This is a genomic window from Erwinia sp. 198 (assembly GCF_003937915.1).
In the GTDB taxonomy this organism is placed as follows: Bacteria; Pseudomonadota; Gammaproteobacteria; order Enterobacterales; family Enterobacteriaceae; genus Erwinia; species Erwinia aeris.
The window spans coordinates 1-14,840 of the sequence record NZ_RHUM01000015.1 but is presented as its reverse complement, the minus strand read 5'-3'; the positions used below and the strand labels follow the sequence as shown (position 1 = coordinate 14,840).

General features: G+C 56.3%; 13 protein-coding genes and 1 riboswitch. Of the genes, 9 read left to right on the top strand and 4 right to left on the bottom strand.

The window, feature by feature from the left end:
- Window positions 1–9: 9 nt before the first annotated feature.
- Window positions 10–1,161, bottom strand: coding sequence for an acetylornithine deacetylase (gene argE, locus EGK14_RS18475; protein ID WP_125290561.1), 1,152 nt, complete (start codon window positions 1,159–1,161; stop codon window positions 10–12).
- A 171-nt stretch (window positions 1,162–1,332) separates the two neighbouring features.
- On the opposite strand from argE, the gene argC reads away from it, so the two are divergent.
- The 4 genes from argC to argH all read left to right on the top strand — a co-directional run bounded on the left by argC (window position 1,333) and on the right by argH (window position 5,816).
- Window positions 1,333–2,337 carry an N-acetyl-gamma-glutamyl-phosphate reductase gene (gene argC / locus EGK14_RS18470; RefSeq protein WP_125290560.1) on the top strand — a complete coding sequence of 335 codons (1,005 nt, stop codon included), beginning with the start codon at window positions 1,333–1,335 and terminating at the stop codon, window positions 2,335–2,337.
- Between the two features lie 15 nt (window positions 2,338–2,352).
- Window positions 2,353–3,129: an acetylglutamate kinase gene (gene argB / locus EGK14_RS18465; RefSeq protein WP_125290559.1), complete on the top strand. Its 777-nt coding sequence runs from the start codon at window positions 2,353–2,355 to the stop codon at window positions 3,127–3,129.
- Window positions 3,130–3,148: 19 nt separating this feature from the next.
- Window positions 3,149–4,363, top strand: a complete 1,215-nt coding sequence (locus EGK14_RS18460) for an argininosuccinate synthase (protein WP_125290558.1) — start codon at window positions 3,149–3,151, stop codon at window positions 4,361–4,363.
- Window positions 4,364–4,442: 79 nt separating this feature from the next.
- Entirely contained in the window at window positions 4,443–5,816 is a 1,374-nt protein-coding gene (gene argH / locus EGK14_RS18455; RefSeq protein WP_125290557.1) for an argininosuccinate lyase, read from the top strand.
- 98 nt (window positions 5,817–5,914) lie between these two features.
- Here argH and EGK14_RS18450 read toward each other — a convergent pair whose 3' ends face one another.
- Window positions 5,915–6,646: a glutathione peroxidase gene (locus EGK14_RS18450; RefSeq protein WP_125290556.1), complete on the bottom strand. Its 732-nt coding sequence runs from the start codon at window positions 6,644–6,646 to the stop codon at window positions 5,915–5,917.
- A 135-nt stretch (window positions 6,647–6,781) separates the two neighbouring features.
- On the opposite strand from EGK14_RS18450, the gene oxyR reads away from it, so the two are divergent.
- On the top strand, window positions 6,782–7,699 hold the full coding sequence (oxyR, locus tag EGK14_RS18445) for a DNA-binding transcriptional regulator OxyR (protein ID WP_125290663.1): 918 nt from the start codon (window positions 6,782–6,784) through the stop codon (window positions 7,697–7,699).
- On the opposite strand, the gene sthA is transcribed toward oxyR, so the two are convergent.
- Window positions 7,682–9,082 carry a Si-specific NAD(P)(+) transhydrogenase gene (gene sthA, locus EGK14_RS18440; protein ID WP_125290555.1) on the bottom strand — a complete coding sequence of 467 codons (1,401 nt, stop codon included), beginning with the start codon at window positions 9,080–9,082 and terminating at the stop codon, window positions 7,682–7,684. The genes oxyR and sthA overlap by 18 nt on opposite strands.
- Window positions 9,083–9,275: 193 nt before the next feature.
- Between sthA and fabR the strand changes: the two genes are divergently transcribed.
- Window positions 9,276–9,917 (top strand): HTH-type transcriptional repressor FabR, encoded by a 642-nt coding sequence (gene fabR, locus EGK14_RS18435; protein WP_125290554.1) that lies wholly within the window; start codon window positions 9,276–9,278, stop codon window positions 9,915–9,917.
- A 9-nt stretch (window positions 9,918–9,926) separates the two neighbouring features.
- Window positions 9,927–10,280 carry a YijD family membrane protein gene (locus EGK14_RS18430; RefSeq protein WP_125290553.1) on the top strand — a complete coding sequence of 118 codons (354 nt, stop codon included), beginning with the start codon at window positions 9,927–9,929 and terminating at the stop codon, window positions 10,278–10,280.
- A 57-nt stretch (window positions 10,281–10,337) separates the two neighbouring features.
- On the opposite strand, the gene trmA is transcribed toward EGK14_RS18430, so the two are convergent.
- Window positions 10,338–11,438, bottom strand: coding sequence for a tRNA (uridine(54)-C5)-methyltransferase TrmA (gene trmA, locus EGK14_RS18425; protein WP_125290552.1), 1,101 nt, complete (start codon window positions 11,436–11,438; stop codon window positions 10,338–10,340).
- 123 nt (window positions 11,439–11,561) lie between these two features.
- Window positions 11,562–11,738: riboswitch (cobalamin riboswitch) on the top strand.
- Window positions 11,739–11,803: 65 nt separating this feature from the next.
- Here trmA and btuB point away from each other — a divergent pair.
- Together btuB and murI are read left to right on the top strand one after the other, a co-directional pair.
- The gene (btuB, locus tag EGK14_RS18420) at window positions 11,804–13,675 is read left to right on the top strand and encodes a TonB-dependent vitamin B12 receptor BtuB (RefSeq protein WP_125290551.1); all 1,872 of its coding nucleotides are present in this window, start codon (window positions 11,804–11,806) and stop codon (window positions 13,673–13,675) included.
- Window positions 13,620–14,471: a glutamate racemase gene (murI, locus tag EGK14_RS18415; RefSeq protein ID WP_125290550.1), complete on the top strand. Its 852-nt coding sequence runs from the start codon at window positions 13,620–13,622 to the stop codon at window positions 14,469–14,471. The genes btuB and murI overlap by 56 nt, the downstream gene beginning before the upstream one ends.
- The last annotated feature ends 369 nt before the right edge of the window (window positions 14,472–14,840 follow it).

The following is a 14,840-nucleotide window of genomic DNA, read 5'->3' as shown; positions in this document are numbered from 1 at the left end:
GCGTTTCACTCAGTGATAACAAAAATGCTGCACGACCTGCGTAATCAGTTCGCGGGTAGGTTTAATAAAAGCGGTATCGAGATATTCATCCGGCTGGTGCGCCTGGTTAATCGAACCTGGCCCCAGCACCAGCGTCGGGCACAGTTCCTGAATAAACGGCGCTTCGGTGCAGTAATTCACAATGCTGGTTTCCGTGCCCAGCAGCTTTTCCACCACCTTAACCAGTCGGTGATCGGCCGGGCATTCATAGCCGGGGATCGGCGGGTGCAGCTGACTGACGTTAACGCGGCCCGGCCAGCGTTCGCTGACGGGTGCCAGCGCCTCGTTAATCAATCCTTCCAGCTCGTTCAGCGTCAGGCCCGGTAACGGCCGCAGATCCATATGCAGATCGCAGCAGGCGCAGATCCGATTTGCCGCATCGCCGCCGCTGATATGGCCAAAGTTCATGGTCGGATAAGGAATGGCAAAACCGTCGTGGCGATAGCGCGTTTTCAGCGTGTCGCGCAGCGTCATCAGCTGGGTGATGGACTCATGCATCAGCTCAATGGCGTTGACGCCACGCGAAGGATCGCTGGAGTGGCCCGACTGGCCTTCAATACGGATCACGTTCGACATATGGCCTTTGTGCGCCCGCACCGGCTGAAGCGAGGTAGGCTCGCCGATAATGGCGCAGTCGGGCCGCACGGTGGCATTTTCAGAGAAATATTTCGCGCCGGCCATCGTGGTTTCTTCATCGGCGGTCGCCAGCACGTAGAGCGGTTTCGCCAGCTTTTTCACGTCAACATCGCGCAGCGCATCAAGGATAAAGGCGAAGAAACCTTTCATATCGGCGGTGCCCAGGCCATACAGCTTGTTATCGTGTTCAGTTAACGTAAAGGGATCGCGCGTCCAGCGACCGTCGTCGAACGGCACGGTGTCGCTGTGACCGGCCAGTAACAGACCACCAGCGCCGCTACCGGTACGGGCCAGCATATTAAATTTATGGCGCGTGCCGGGAACCGGCTGCACTTCCACCTCAAAGCCAATATCGCGGAACCAGCCTGCCAGCAAACTGATTAAAGCTTCATTACTCTGATCCATCGCGCTGTCGGTGGCGCTGATGGACGGCGTGGCGATCAACTCACGGTAAAGCTCAATAAAAGGCGGTAATTTTGTCTTCACTGTTGACAGTCCTTGCGTTAGGATAGTATCAATATTCATGCATTAATAGTGAATAAAAATACATTAATGGCGTGGGGATGGAAACCAGATTTCCTGCATAACCGGCGCTAACTGCCTGGGAATACGGCGTGAAGCCGTCACCCGAAACCCGAGACCGTTATAAGGTGTCCGATGTTAAATACGCTGATTGTTGGTGCCAGTGGCTATGCTGGCGTAGAGCTTGCGACCTACCTGAACCGTCACCCTCAGGTGAACATAACCGCTTTAGCGGTATCAGCGCAAAGCCCTGACGCCGGAAAATTGCTTTCCGATCTGCATCCGCAGCTGAAAGGGATGCTGGACATGCCGCTGCAGCCGCTGACAAGCGCGGCGGCGTTTGCCGACAAAGTGGACGTGGTATTTCTGGCAACGGCGCATGAAGTCAGTCATGACCTGGCGCCTGAATTCCTGGCTGCCGGCTGCGTGGTGTTCGATCTGTCGGCGGCGTTCCGCGTCAACGAAGAGAGTTTCTTCACCGACTATTACGGCTTCCCGCATCAGCATAAAGAGTGGCTGGCAAAGGCCGTATATGGCCTGGCCGAATGGCAGCAGAGCCAGCTAAAAGAAGCGCAGCTGATTGCCGTGCCCGGCTGCTATCCGACCGCCGCGCAGCTGGCGCTGAAGCCGCTGATTGCGGCGGATTTGCTGAACGAGGCGCAGTGGCCGGTCATCAACGCCACCAGCGGCGTCAGCGGCGCGGGACGCAAAGCGTCCGTTGCCACCAGTTTCTGCGAGGTCAGCCTGCAACCTTATGGCATTTTCACCCATCGTCATCAGCCGGAAATCGCCGCGCATCTTGGCGTGCCGGTGATCTTCACGCCGCACCTGGGCAACTTTCCGCGCGGCATTCTGGCCACCACCACCTGTCGTCTGAAAGCGGGCGTAACGCGTGAAGACGTGGCGGAAGCTTTCCATAACGCCTATCACGATAAGCCGCTGGTGCGCGTCTATGATAAAGGCGTGCCGTCGATCAAAGGCGTGGTTGGCCTGCCGTTCTGTGATATCGGCTTTGCCGTGCAGGGCGAGCACGCGATTATCGTCTCAGCGGAAGATAACCTGTTGAAAGGCGCGTCGTCGCAGGCGGTGCAGTGTATGAATATTCGTTTCGGCTTCCCGGAAACGCAGTCGCTTATTTAATCAGTGAGAAAGCCCATGACCAATCCTTTAATTATTAAACTCGGCGGCGTGTTGCTGGATAGCGAAGAGGCGCTGGCGCGCCTGTTTGACGCGCTGGTTGCGTACCGCGAAACCCACCAGCGTCCGCTGCTGATCGTTCATGGCGGCGGCTGCCTGGTCGACGAGCTGATGAAGAAGCTGGCGCTGCCGGTGAAAAAGAAAAACGGCCTGCGCGTCACGCCAGCCGATCAGATCGACATTATCACCGGCGCGCTGGCGGGTACCGCCAATAAAACGCTGCTGGCCTGGTCGAAAAAACACGGTATTGATGCCGTTGGCCTGTGCCTGGGCGACGGCGGCAGCGTCAACGTAGCGGCTTTTGATGAAGAGCTGGGCCATGTGGGCCAGGCGAAGCCGGGCAATCCTAACCTCATTAACACGCTGCTGGAAGCAGGCTACCTGCCGGTGATCAGCTCTATCGGCATCACCGAAGACGGCAAGCTGATGAACGTCAACGCCGATCAGGCCGCCACCGCGCTGGCCTCGACGCTGGGTGCCGATCTGGTACTGCTCTCCGACGTCAGCGGCATTCTTGACGGCAAAGGCCAGCGCATCGAAGAGATGACGACGGCGCTGGCGGAACAGCTGATCGCGCAGGGCATCATTACCGACGGCATGATTGTTAAAGTCAACGCCGCGCTGGATGCCGCCCGCACGCTGGGCCGTCCGGTTGATATCGCCAGCTGGCGTCATGCCGAACAGCTACCAACCCTATTTAACGGCGTGTCGATTGGCACCCGGATCCTCGCTTAACCGGTTCAAGGAAAAGACAATGCAAGATAAAAGCATCAAAAAAATCGTTCTGGCTTACTCTGGCGGTCTGGATACCTCCGCGATTATTCCGTGGCTGAAAGAGAACTACGGCGGCTGTGAAGTGGTCGCTTTTGTGGCCGATATCGGCCAGGAGCGCGGCGATCTGGAAGGCGTTGAGCAGAAAGCGTTGCAGTCCGGCGCTTCCGAATGCCACGTAGTGGATCTGCGTGAAGAATTCATCAGTGATTACGTCTATCCCGTGCTGCAAACCGGCGCGCTGTATGAAGGGACTTATCTGCTGGGTACGTCGATGGCGCGTCCTATTATCGCCAAAGCGCAGGTTGAGCTGGCGCTGAAAGTAGGCGCAGACGCGCTGTGCCACGGCGCAACCGGTAAAGGTAACGACCAGGTGCGTTTCGAAACCACCTACACCGCGCTGGCCCCACAGCTGAAAGTAGTTGCGCCATGGCGCGAGTGGAACCTGCGTTCCCGTGAGGCGCTGCTGGATTATCTGAAAGAGCGCAACATCCCGACCACCGCGTCGTTGGAAAAAATCTACAGCCGCGACGAAAACGCCTGGCATATCTCTACCGAAGGCGGCGTGCTGGAAAGCCCGTGGAATGCGCCAAACAAAGACTGCTGGGTCTGGACTGTCGATCCGCTGGAAGCGCCGGACCAGCCTGAGCAGGTGACGGTATCGGTAGAGAAAGGCCGCGTGGTTGCCGTAAACGGCGAAGCGCTAAGCCCGTTCGGCTGCCTGGAAAAACTGAACGTTATCGGCGCCAAACACGGCGTAGGCCGTATCGATATCGTCGAAAACCGTCTGGTGGGCATCAAGTCTCGCGGCTGCTACGAAACCCCTGGCGGCACCATTATGGTCAACGCGCTGCGTGCGGTTGAGCAGCTGGTGCTGGATCGCGACAGCTTCAAATGGCGCGAACAGCTGGGCCACGAGATGTCCTACGTGGTTTACGACGGCCGCTGGTTCGCGCCGCTGCGTAAATCCATTCAGGCCGCTGCCGAATCTCTGGCGGAAGAAGTCAACGGCGAAGTGGTGCTGCAGCTCTATAAAGGTCAGGTCACGGCGATCCAGAAAAAGTCCGCCAACAGCCTCTATTCAGAAGAGTTTGCGACCTTCGGCGAAGACGAAGTGTACGACCATCGTCACGCGGGCGGCTTTATCCGTCTGTTCTCGCTCTCTTCACGTATCCGTGCGCTGAACGAGAAAAAGTAAGCCGGTATTTAGCCTGGCGAAATAAGGCGGCGCAGGCCGCCTTTTAAAGAAAACTCAACGAATTTAATGGAGCACTGACATGGCACTTTGGGGTGGACGGTTTACTCAGGCAGCAGATCAACGTTTCAAACTGTTTAATGACTCGCTGCGCTTTGACTATCGTCTGGCAGAGCAGGACATTGTCGGGTCCGTAGCCTGGTCCAAAGCGCTGGTGACGGTCAATGTTCTGACTACAGAAGAGCAGCAGCAGCTGGAAGCCGCGCTGAACGTGCTGCTTGAAGAGGTGCGCGCTAATCCGCAGCAGATCCTGGAAAGCGATGCGGAAGATATTCACAGTTATGTTGAAGGCAGGCTGATTGAGAAAGTCGGCGCGCTCGGCAAAAAGCTGCATACTGGCCGCAGCCGTAACGATCAGGTCGCGACCGATCTGAAACTCTGGTGCAAAGCGCAGATCGGCGAGCTGCTGATTGCCACGCGTCAGCTACAGCAGGCGCTGGTGGCCACGGCAGAAGCGAACCAGGACGCGGTCATGCCGGGCTACACCCATTTGCAGCGCGCGCAGCCGGTGACCTTTGCGCACTGGTGCCTGGCTTATGTCGAGATGCTGGCGCGGGATGAAAGCCGCCTGCAGGATACGCTGAAGCGTCTGGACGTCAGCCCGCTGGGCTGCGGCGCGCTGGCCGGCACGGCTTACGAGATTGACCGCGAGCAGCTGGCTGGCTGGCTGGGCTTCGCCTCCGCCACGCGCAACAGCCTGGACACCGTTTCCGACCGCGATCACGTGCTGGAGCTGCTTTCCGACGCCTCTATCGGCATGGTGCATCTTTCCCGCTTCGCCGAAGATCTGATTTTCTTCAATACCGGCGAGTCGGGCTTTGTCGAGCTGTCCGATAAGGTTACCTCCGGCTCTTCGCTGATGCCGCAGAAGAAAAACCCGGACGCGCTGGAGCTGATCCGCGGCAAGTGCGGCCGCGTGCAGGGCGCGCTGACCGGCATGATGATGACGCTGAAAGGCCTGCCGCTGGCCTACAACAAAGATATGCAGGAAGATAAAGAAGGGCTGTTTGACGCGCTGGATACCTGGTCCGACTGTCTGCATATGGCCGCGCTGGTGCTGGACGGCATTCAGGTGAAGCGGCCGCGCTGTCGGGAAGCGGCAGAGCAGGGCTACGCCAATGCGACCGAGCTGGCTGACTATCTGGTAGCTAAAGGTGTCCCGTTCCGCGAAGCGCATCATATCGTGGGCGAAGTCGTGGTAGCGGCAATTGGCAAAGGCGTGGCGCTGGAAGCGCTAAGGCTGGAAGAGCTGCAACAGTACAGCAAGGTGATTGGCGAAGACGTCTATCCGATCCTGTCGCTGCAATCCTGTCTGGACAAGCGTAACGCGAAGGGCGGCGTTTCGCCGCACCAGGTGTCGCTTGCGATTACCGACGCGAAAAATCGCCTGGCGTAAACAAAAAAAGGCGGGCATCAGGCCCGCCAATCTGGTTTCGACTTATATTTTATTTTTAGGCACATAAGAGGGCGGGCGATGGCTCGCCTTCTTAATTCTTAGGCTAAAAAGAACTGTTCCAGATCGTCGCTGCCGCCGATGTGGCGTCCGCCGATAAAGACCTGAGGAACGGTCGCACGGCCGGTTACGGCGCGCAGGCTAACGGTGGTGGCATCCTGGCCCAGCACGATTTCTTCATACTGAATGCCGCGATCCAACAGCATCTGCTTGGCTTTAGCGCAGAACGGGCAGCCCGGCTTGGTGAACAGCGACACAGACTCCTGCACCTTAAATTCCGGTGCCAGATAGCGCAGCATGGTGTCGGCATCAGACACTTCAAACGGGTCGCCCGGCTTGTTTGGTTCAACAAACATTTTCTCTACAACGCCGTTACGAACCAGCATGGAGTAGCGCCATGAGCGTGGGCCAAAGCCCAGATCCGCTTTCTCAACCAGCATTTCCATGCCGCGAGTAAAATCACCGTTGCCATCCGGAATGAATGTGATGTTGTTAGCGTGCTGATCGGCTTTCCACGCGTTCATAACGAAGGTGTCATTGACCGATACGCACAGAATATTGTCCACACCGTGTTTTTTGAAAACGTCTGACAGCTCGTTATAGCGTGGCAGATGGCTCGATGAACAGGTTGGCGTAAACGCGCCTGGCAAAGAGAACACGATGACAGTTTTGTCTTTAAACAGCTCATCAGTCGTGACGTCTACCCAGCTGTCGCCCTGACGCGTATGAAAAGTGACCTGCGGGACTGACTTACCTTCCTGACTTGCAAACATAAACTACCTCTTGATTAGGGGTAAAAGTGACTCATCTCTCGAACGGGTGACATTATTATCATCCGGGCTTGATAGGGCTAATCGTTGATTGCTATTCTATCTATCGCCATGAACTATCGTGGCTCGGAGGAAAAGATGAATATTCGCGATCTTGAGTATCTGGTAGCGTTGGCTGAACATCGGCATTTCCGACGGGCAGCTGATTCCTGCCACGTCAGTCAACCTACGCTCAGCGGTCAGATCCGCAAGCTGGAAGATGAACTGGGCGTTATGCTGTTAGAACGCACCAGCCGTAAAGTGCTTTTCACTCAGGCTGGCCTGTTGCTGGTCGATCAGGCGCGCACCGTGCTGCGCGAAGTCAAGGTGCTGAAAGAGATGGCCAGCCAGCAGGGCGAGGCAATGTCGGGGCCGCTGCATATCGGGCTGATCCCAACAGTGGGGCCTTACCTGCTGCCGCAGATTATCCCGACGCTGCACAAAACCTTTCCCAAGCTGGAAATGTATCTGCACGAGGCGCAAACGCAGCAGCTGCTGGCGCAGCTGGACAGCGGCAAGCTCGACTGCGCGATCCTGGCCCTGGTGAAAGAGTCAGAAGCCTTTATCGAGGTGCCGCTGTTTGATGAGCCAATGAAGCTGGCGATCTATCAGGACCACCCGTGGCGCGATCGCGATCGCGTACCGATGTCGGATCTTTCTGGCGAGAAGCTGCTGATGCTGGAAGACGGCCACTGCCTGCGCGATCAGGCAATGGGCTTCTGCTTTCAGGCCGGGGCAGACGAAGACACGCATTTCCGCGCCACCAGTCTGGAAACCCTGCGTAATATGGTCGCGGCAGGCAGCGGTATCACGCTGCTGCCCGCGCTGGCCGTACCGAAAGAGCGCGTGCGCGACGGCGTTTGCTATCTGCCGTGCTACAAGCCGGAACCGCAGCGCACCATCGCGCTGGTGTACCGGCCCGGCTCGCCGCTGCGCGGCCGCTATGAGCAGCTGGCAGAGGCGATCCGCACCCATATGCAGGGCTATATGAACAGCGCGTTAAAACAGGCGGTTTAACCCGTTCAGCGCGGCCACGCGGTAGGCTTCGGCCATGGTGGGATAGTTAAAGGTGGTATTCACGAAGTATTCGATCGTGTTGCCGCCGTTTTTCTGCTCCATGATGGCCTGGCCGATATGAATGATCTCGGCAGCGCGTTCGCCAAAGCAGTGGATCCCCAGGATCTCTTTGGTCTCACGGTGGAAAAGGATCTTCAGGCTGCCGACGTTCATCCCCACGATTTGCGCGCGTGCCAGATGCTTAAACTGCGCCCGGCCCACTTCGTAAGGCACTTTCATCGCCGTCAGCTGTTGCTCCGTTTTACCCACCGAACTGATTTCCGGAATGGTATAAATACCGGTTGGGATATCCTCAATCAGATGCGCGTTCGCTTCGCCTTTCATCAGCGCCTGAGCGGCAATGCGACCCTGATCGTAAGCGGCGGAAGCCAGGCTTGGATAGCCGATCACATCGCCTACGGCATAAATATGCGGCTGGGCGGTCTGATACATGCTGTTGACCTTCAGCAGGCCACGGCCGTCCGCTTCCAGCCCGACGTTTTCCAGCCCCAGCGCATCGGTATTCCCGGTACGGCCGTTGGCGTACAGCAGGCAGTCGGCCTTCACTTTTTTGCCGGACTTCAGATGCATGATCACGCCGTCGCTGACGCCTTCGATTTTCTCAAACTCTTCGTTATGGCGGATAACCACGCCGCTGTTCCAGAAATGGTAGGAAAGCGAATCTGAGATTTCCTGATCGAGGAACGCCAGCAGATGATCGCGCGTGTTGATTAAATCAACTTTTACGTTCAGCCCACGGAAGATAGAAGCATATTCGCAGCCGATCACGCCCGCGCCATAAATAATAACGTGGCCAGGCTCATGATGCAGGTTAAGAATAGAATCGCTGTCGTAGATGCGCGGATGAGTAAAGTCCACGTCTACCGGATGATAAGGACGCGAGCCGCAGGCGATAACAAATTTCTCAGCGGTCAGTCTTTCCACGCTGCCGTCGTGCGTGGCGATTTCGATAGTGTTGGCGTCAACGAAACGGGCGTCGCCCTGGTACAGTTCGCAGCGGTTGCGCTCGTAAAAGCCCTGACGCATCCGCGTTTGCTGACTGATAACGTTTTCCGTATGGTTCAGAATGTCAGCAAAAGACGAGCGCAGCAGGCGGGTGTGATCGCTGTAAAGCGGATTCTGGTTAAATTCGATAATGCGGCTGACGGCGTGGCGGAGTGCTTTTGATGGAATGGTTCCCCAATGGGTACAACCGCCGCCGATATTGTGATAACGCTCGATAACGGCAATGCGCGCGCCCTGTTTAACCAGGCCCATCGCCGCGCCTTCGCCGCCAGGGCCGGAACCAATCACGATGGCGTCGTAATCATAAGACTGTTGCATACCAATACGTCCTATATTCTTATACAAATTTTCAACTTTATTCTAACATCTCGTGAGCGGGTTCCCAATTTTAACTGTTCAATTTGCCATTTATTGACAAAGCGAAGGGTTAACAGGCGTACACAAAGTTGATACCGCTGTACGCTGAAAAGTTTGATATAGTGCAAATCTGGCAGGCAAAACAGGCACAAACATGGGCGTCAGAGCGCAGCAAAAAGAACGGACACGGCGTTCGCTGATCGAAGCGGCATTCAGCCAACTGAGTGCCGAGCGGAGTTTTGCCAGCCTGAGCCTGCGGGAAGTCGCCAGGGAAGCGGGCATCGCGCCCACTTCCTTTTATCGTCATTTTCGCGACGTTGACGAGCTTGGGCTGACAATGGTGGACGAGAGCGGCCTGATGCTGCGCCAGCTGATGCGCCAGGCGCGTCAGCGTATCGCCAAAGGCGGCAGCGTTATCCGCACCTCGGTGTCCACATTTATGGAATTCATCGGCAATAATCCCAACGCTTTCCGCCTGCTGTTGCGTGAACGTTCCGGCACTTCGGCCGCGTTTCGCGCCGCGGTAGCCCGTGAGATCCAGCATTTTATCGCCGAGCTGGCGGACTATCTTGAAGTTGAAAATCGTATGCCGCGCAGCTTTACCGAAGCGCAGGCGGAGGCGATGGTCATTATTGTCTTTAACGCCGGGGCCGAGGCGCTGGATATTGACGTGGCGCAGCGGCGCCAGCTGGAAGAGCGGCTGGTGTTGCAGCTACGGATGATCTCTAAAGGCGCTTACTACTGGTATCGACGCGAACAGGAGCGGCTGGCGGTGTCGCCAGGCTCCCATGATTAGGAGAGTGAGATGAGTTTAGCGACTGGCCGGGACAAGGGCTCGCTGCTGCTGGCCTTTCTGACCGGACTATCCATTAACGGCTCGTTTTCGGTGCTGTTCGGTTCGATAGTGCCGTTTTCCGTTTTCCCACTTATCGCGCTGGGCCTTTCCGCCTGGTGCCTGCATCAGCGCTATCTTAACCGCGCGATGCCGGACGGCATGCCTTCTCTCGCCGCTGCGTTTTTCCTGCTCGGCATTCTGGTTTACAGCGCTATCGTCCGCGCGGAATATCCCGAAATCGGTTCTAACTTCGTGCAGACTATTTTGATGGTCGCGCTAATCTTCTGGATTGGTCTGAAGCTGCGGGCGCGCAGAGGCGGCTAACGCCCGAAGATGCGAACAGCAATAAAAAGAGCGATGCCCGGCATCGCTCTTTTGCGTTTAGCGCCGCGTCAGCAGAACGCCGCACTCCATATGATGGGTATAGGGAAACTGGTCAAACAGCGCCAGCCGTTCGACGTCATGAGTGGCGGAAAGCGTGGCCAGATTGTCGCACAGCGTCTGCGGGTTGCAGGAAATATAAAGGATGCGCGGGTAAGCCTGCACCATTTTTACCGTCTCTTCATCCAGCCCGCTGCGCGGCGGATCGACAAAGATAGTTTCGCACTCGTAGCTGCTGAGATCGATGCCTTCCAGACGATTAAACTGGCGCGTACCGTTCATCGCCTGGGTAAACTCTTCTGCCGCCATGCGGATAATCTGCACGTTTTCAATGTTGTTGATGGCAATATTGTACTGGGCGGAAGCGACCGACGGTTTGGCGATCTCCGTGGCCAGCACGCGACGGAAATTGCGCGCCAGTGCTAAAGAGAAGTTGCCGTTGCCGCAGTAGAGTTCCAGCAAATCGCCGCTGGCGTCTTTTGTCACGTCCAGCGCCCACTCCAGCATCTTAATGTTCATCGCCGCATTCGGCTGGGTAAAGCTGTTCTCCACCTGACGATAGATCAGCTCTTTTCCGGCTACCGGTAAACGCTCGTCCACAAAATCCCGATCCAGGCAGATTTTGGTTTTGGTGGCGCGACCAATCAGATGCAGATCGAAGCCTTCCGCGCGCAGCTCGTCACGCAGCGCCGTGGCCGCCTGCTGCCATTCATCCGTCAGCGCGCGGTGGTAAAGCATGGAAACCACGATCTGCTTGCTCAGCGTGGAGAGATAATCAATCTGGAACAGCTTATGGCGCAGCACCGGCTTATCGCGCACGGCGTCAATCAGGCGAGGCATCAGCTGGTTAATCAGCTCGCTGGCCGCCGGAAAGCTGTCAACGCGGATACGCTGGCGCGTCTGCTGATCAAAAATAATATGGTAGAGGTCGTCGCCGTCGTGCCAGATCCGGAACTCAGCGCGCATACGGTAGTGGCTGACTGGCGAACGAAAAACTTCGACGTCCTGTGCGGTAAAAGGAACCATCAGCGTTTGCAGGCGGGCTACTTTCTCTTCCAGTTGGGCATCGTAGTGTTCGATCGGCAGCTGTTCGGGAGTCATGGTCATTCCTGGGTTAAGGGCCTTAAAAGCCCTGCGATTGTAGGCATCCGCCGCGTAATGTCCAGCGTTGTCCGGTCATGGCATCGTTTGGACGCGCGGACGTCTGGAATTCTGTATGGGTTAACCATAAAATGCGCTGCCGGCCTTTCAATAAGTTAAAAGGGAATCCAGTGCAAAGCTGGGGCTGACGCGCAGCGGTGTGGAATGTCGTCGTGGGTGCCAGACACTGTCTTTGGACGGGAAGTCTGCACCGTTTCATGATTCCGAGCCCGAAGACCTGCCGGTGATTACGTCGCAACTCCTACGAGCGCGTTCTTTCTCGTATGCCTGCGGCATCTGCATGATTTACCGGATGCTCTGACACCATGATAACGAAACCGAAGCTGTTCGCCTTTAGCGCTACGGCACTTTTTCTCTGGGCGCAATATGGCTTTGCGCAGGATGCCGACAGCACGTTGGTCACCACCGCAAACCGTTTTGCACAACCCGTTTCCTCCGTGCTTGCGCCCACCACGGTCGTCACGCGCGAGGAGATAGATCGCTGGCAGTCGAAAAGCGTTGCCGATGTGATGCGTCGGCTGCCGGGCGTGGATATCGCGCGAAACGGCGGAATGGGGCAGCAAACCTCGCTGTTTATTCGCGGCACTAACTCCAGCCACGTGCTGGTGCTGATTGACGGCATTCGCCTGAATCAGGCCGGCATCAGCGGCTCTTCCGACCTCAGCCAAATACCGATCTCGCTGGTGCAGCGTATTGAATACGTGCGCGGCGCGCGCTCGGCCGTCTACGGCTCTGATGCGATTGGCGGCGTGGTTAACATCATTACCGGGCGGGAAAAACCGGGCACGACCTTAACAGCCGGGGTCGGCTCAAACGGCTATCAGGCCTACGATGGCACCACGCAACAGATGCTGGGGGAAAACACGCGCGTGACCCTGGCAGGCAACTACACCTATACCAAAGGGTATGATGTGGTGGCGAACTATCCGGATGCTTCAGGCAATGAGCGGCAGAAAGATCGCGATGGCTTTATGAGCAAAACGCTTTACGGCGCGATTGAACAGCAGATCAATGACGAGTTCATCGGTTTTGTACGGGGCTACGGCTACGACAACCGCACGGCCTACGATGGTTACGCTACTTATGTTAAGCCGGATACCTATGTCGATACGCGTCAGCTTTATAGCCAGACGTGGGATGGCGGCCTGCGCTTTAATAACGGGCTTTACTCTTCTCAGCTTGTCGCCAGCTATAGCCACTCTAAAGACTACAATTATAGCCCCGGCCTGGGACGATATGATGGATCCGCTACGTTAGACGACTCGCAGCAGTACAATCTGCAATGGGGCAACAACATTGTGGTGGGCAACGGCAGCGTTAGCGGCGGCGTCGACTGGCAGAAGCAAACCATCGAACCCGGCACGGCCTACGTTACCGACAGCCACGAAGTAACAAATACCGGCGTTTATGCAACAGCCCAGCAGGCGTTCGGTTCACTGACGCTGGAAGGCGCGGTGCGCGGCGACGATCATGCCGAGTTTGGCTGGCATAACACCTGGCAAACCAGCGGCGCATGGGAGTTCGCAGAAGGCTATCGCGTTATCGCCAGCTACGGAACGGCCTTTAAGGCGCCAACCATCGGCCAGCTTTACGGCTCCTTTGGCGGCAACAGCGATCTCGATCCGGAGCAAAGCAAGCAGTGGGAAGGGGGCTTCGAAGGCCTGACCGGCCCGGTTACCTGGCACGTGTCGGGCTATCGCAACGATATCGATAGTCTGATCGACTACAGCAGCGTAACCAGCAGCTACTACAACGTGAATAAAGCCACGATTAAAGGCGTGGAAACCACGGCGTCGTTTGATACCGGCCCGGTCAGCCACACGCTTTCCTATGACTATACGGATGCGCGTAACGGTGAAACCCATGAAATCCTCTTGCGTCGCGCCAAACAGCAGGTGAAGTATCAGCTTGATTACACCCTGTATGCCTTCGACTGGTCGCTCAGCTATCACTATCTGGGCCAGCGCTACGATAAAGAGTATTCACAGGATGCCAGCGGCAAAATTGTGAAGCTTGGCGGCGTCAGCTTATGGGATCTCGCGGTTTCGTATCCGGTCACATCCCGGCTGACCGTTCGTGGTAGAATAGCCAACCTGTTTGATAAAGATTACGAGACAGTTTATGGCTATCAAACTCCAGGAAGGGAGTATTACCTCAGCGGCAGCTACACCTTCTAATCCGCGACCCACCGTGCTGGTGTTTGACTCCGGCGTCGGTGGGCTTTCCGTCTGTGAAGAGATCCGGCAGCTGCTGCCGGATCTGCACTATATCTATACCTTTGATAACGTCGCCTTTCCCTACGGTGAAAAAAGCGAAGCTTTTATTGTTGAGCGCGTGCTTGAAATTGTGACCGCCGTTACGCGCCTTTATCCGCTGTCGCTGGTAGTCATCGCCTGCAACTCGGCGAGCACCGTTACGCTTCCTGCCCTGCGCGAACGTTTCAGTTTTCCTGTCGTCGGCGTGGTGCCGGCGATTAAACCTGCTGCGCGCTTAACGCGTAACGGCGTGGTCGGCCTGCTGGCGACGCGAGGAACGGTAAAGCGTCCTTATACCCATGAGCTGGTTAAGCGCTTCGCCGGTGAATGCAAAACGGAAATGCTGGGTTCTGCGGAGCTGGTGGAGCTGGCGGAGGCCAAACTACAGGGTAAAGAAGTGCCGCTGGAGCAGGTAAGGCAGATCCTGCAACCCTGGCTGCGGATGAAAGAGCCGCCCGATACGGTGGTGCTTGGCTGCACGCACTTCCCTTTATTAGCGGATGAACTGCAACAGGTATTGCCTGAAGGCACGCGATTAATCGACTCTGGCGCGGCTATTGCGCGTCGCACCGTCTGGCTGCTGGAAAATGAGTCGCCAAAAGTCTTCTCCGAAGAAAGTAATCTGGCCTTTTGTCTGGCAATGACGGAACAGGCAGTACAATTAATGCCCGTTTTACGGCGTTATGGCTTCGAAAAGCTCGAAAAACTGGCGCTTTAGCCCGGCTTTGCATAAAAAAACAACGGTCGGAAAATTTTTTAAAAATAGGGGTTGTCAGCCGTCAGAAACTCCCTATAATGCGCCTCCACTGACACGGAACAACGGCCTGACGGTCACCGGGTCAGAAGGTTCAGGAAGCTGAATCGCCGGAGAAAACTTCTGAAAAAGTGGTTGACTCTGAAGGAGGAAAGCGTAATATACGCCACCTCGCGGCAGGAAGCGAAAGCACTGTTCGCAACGCTCTTTAACAATTTATCAGACAATCTGTGTGGGCACTCGCAGGATTGATATCAGCGTCTCCGGACGCAAAAAAATATCAAGTCTTAAGAGTGAACACATAATGAAATTCATTATGACGTTTTACACTTG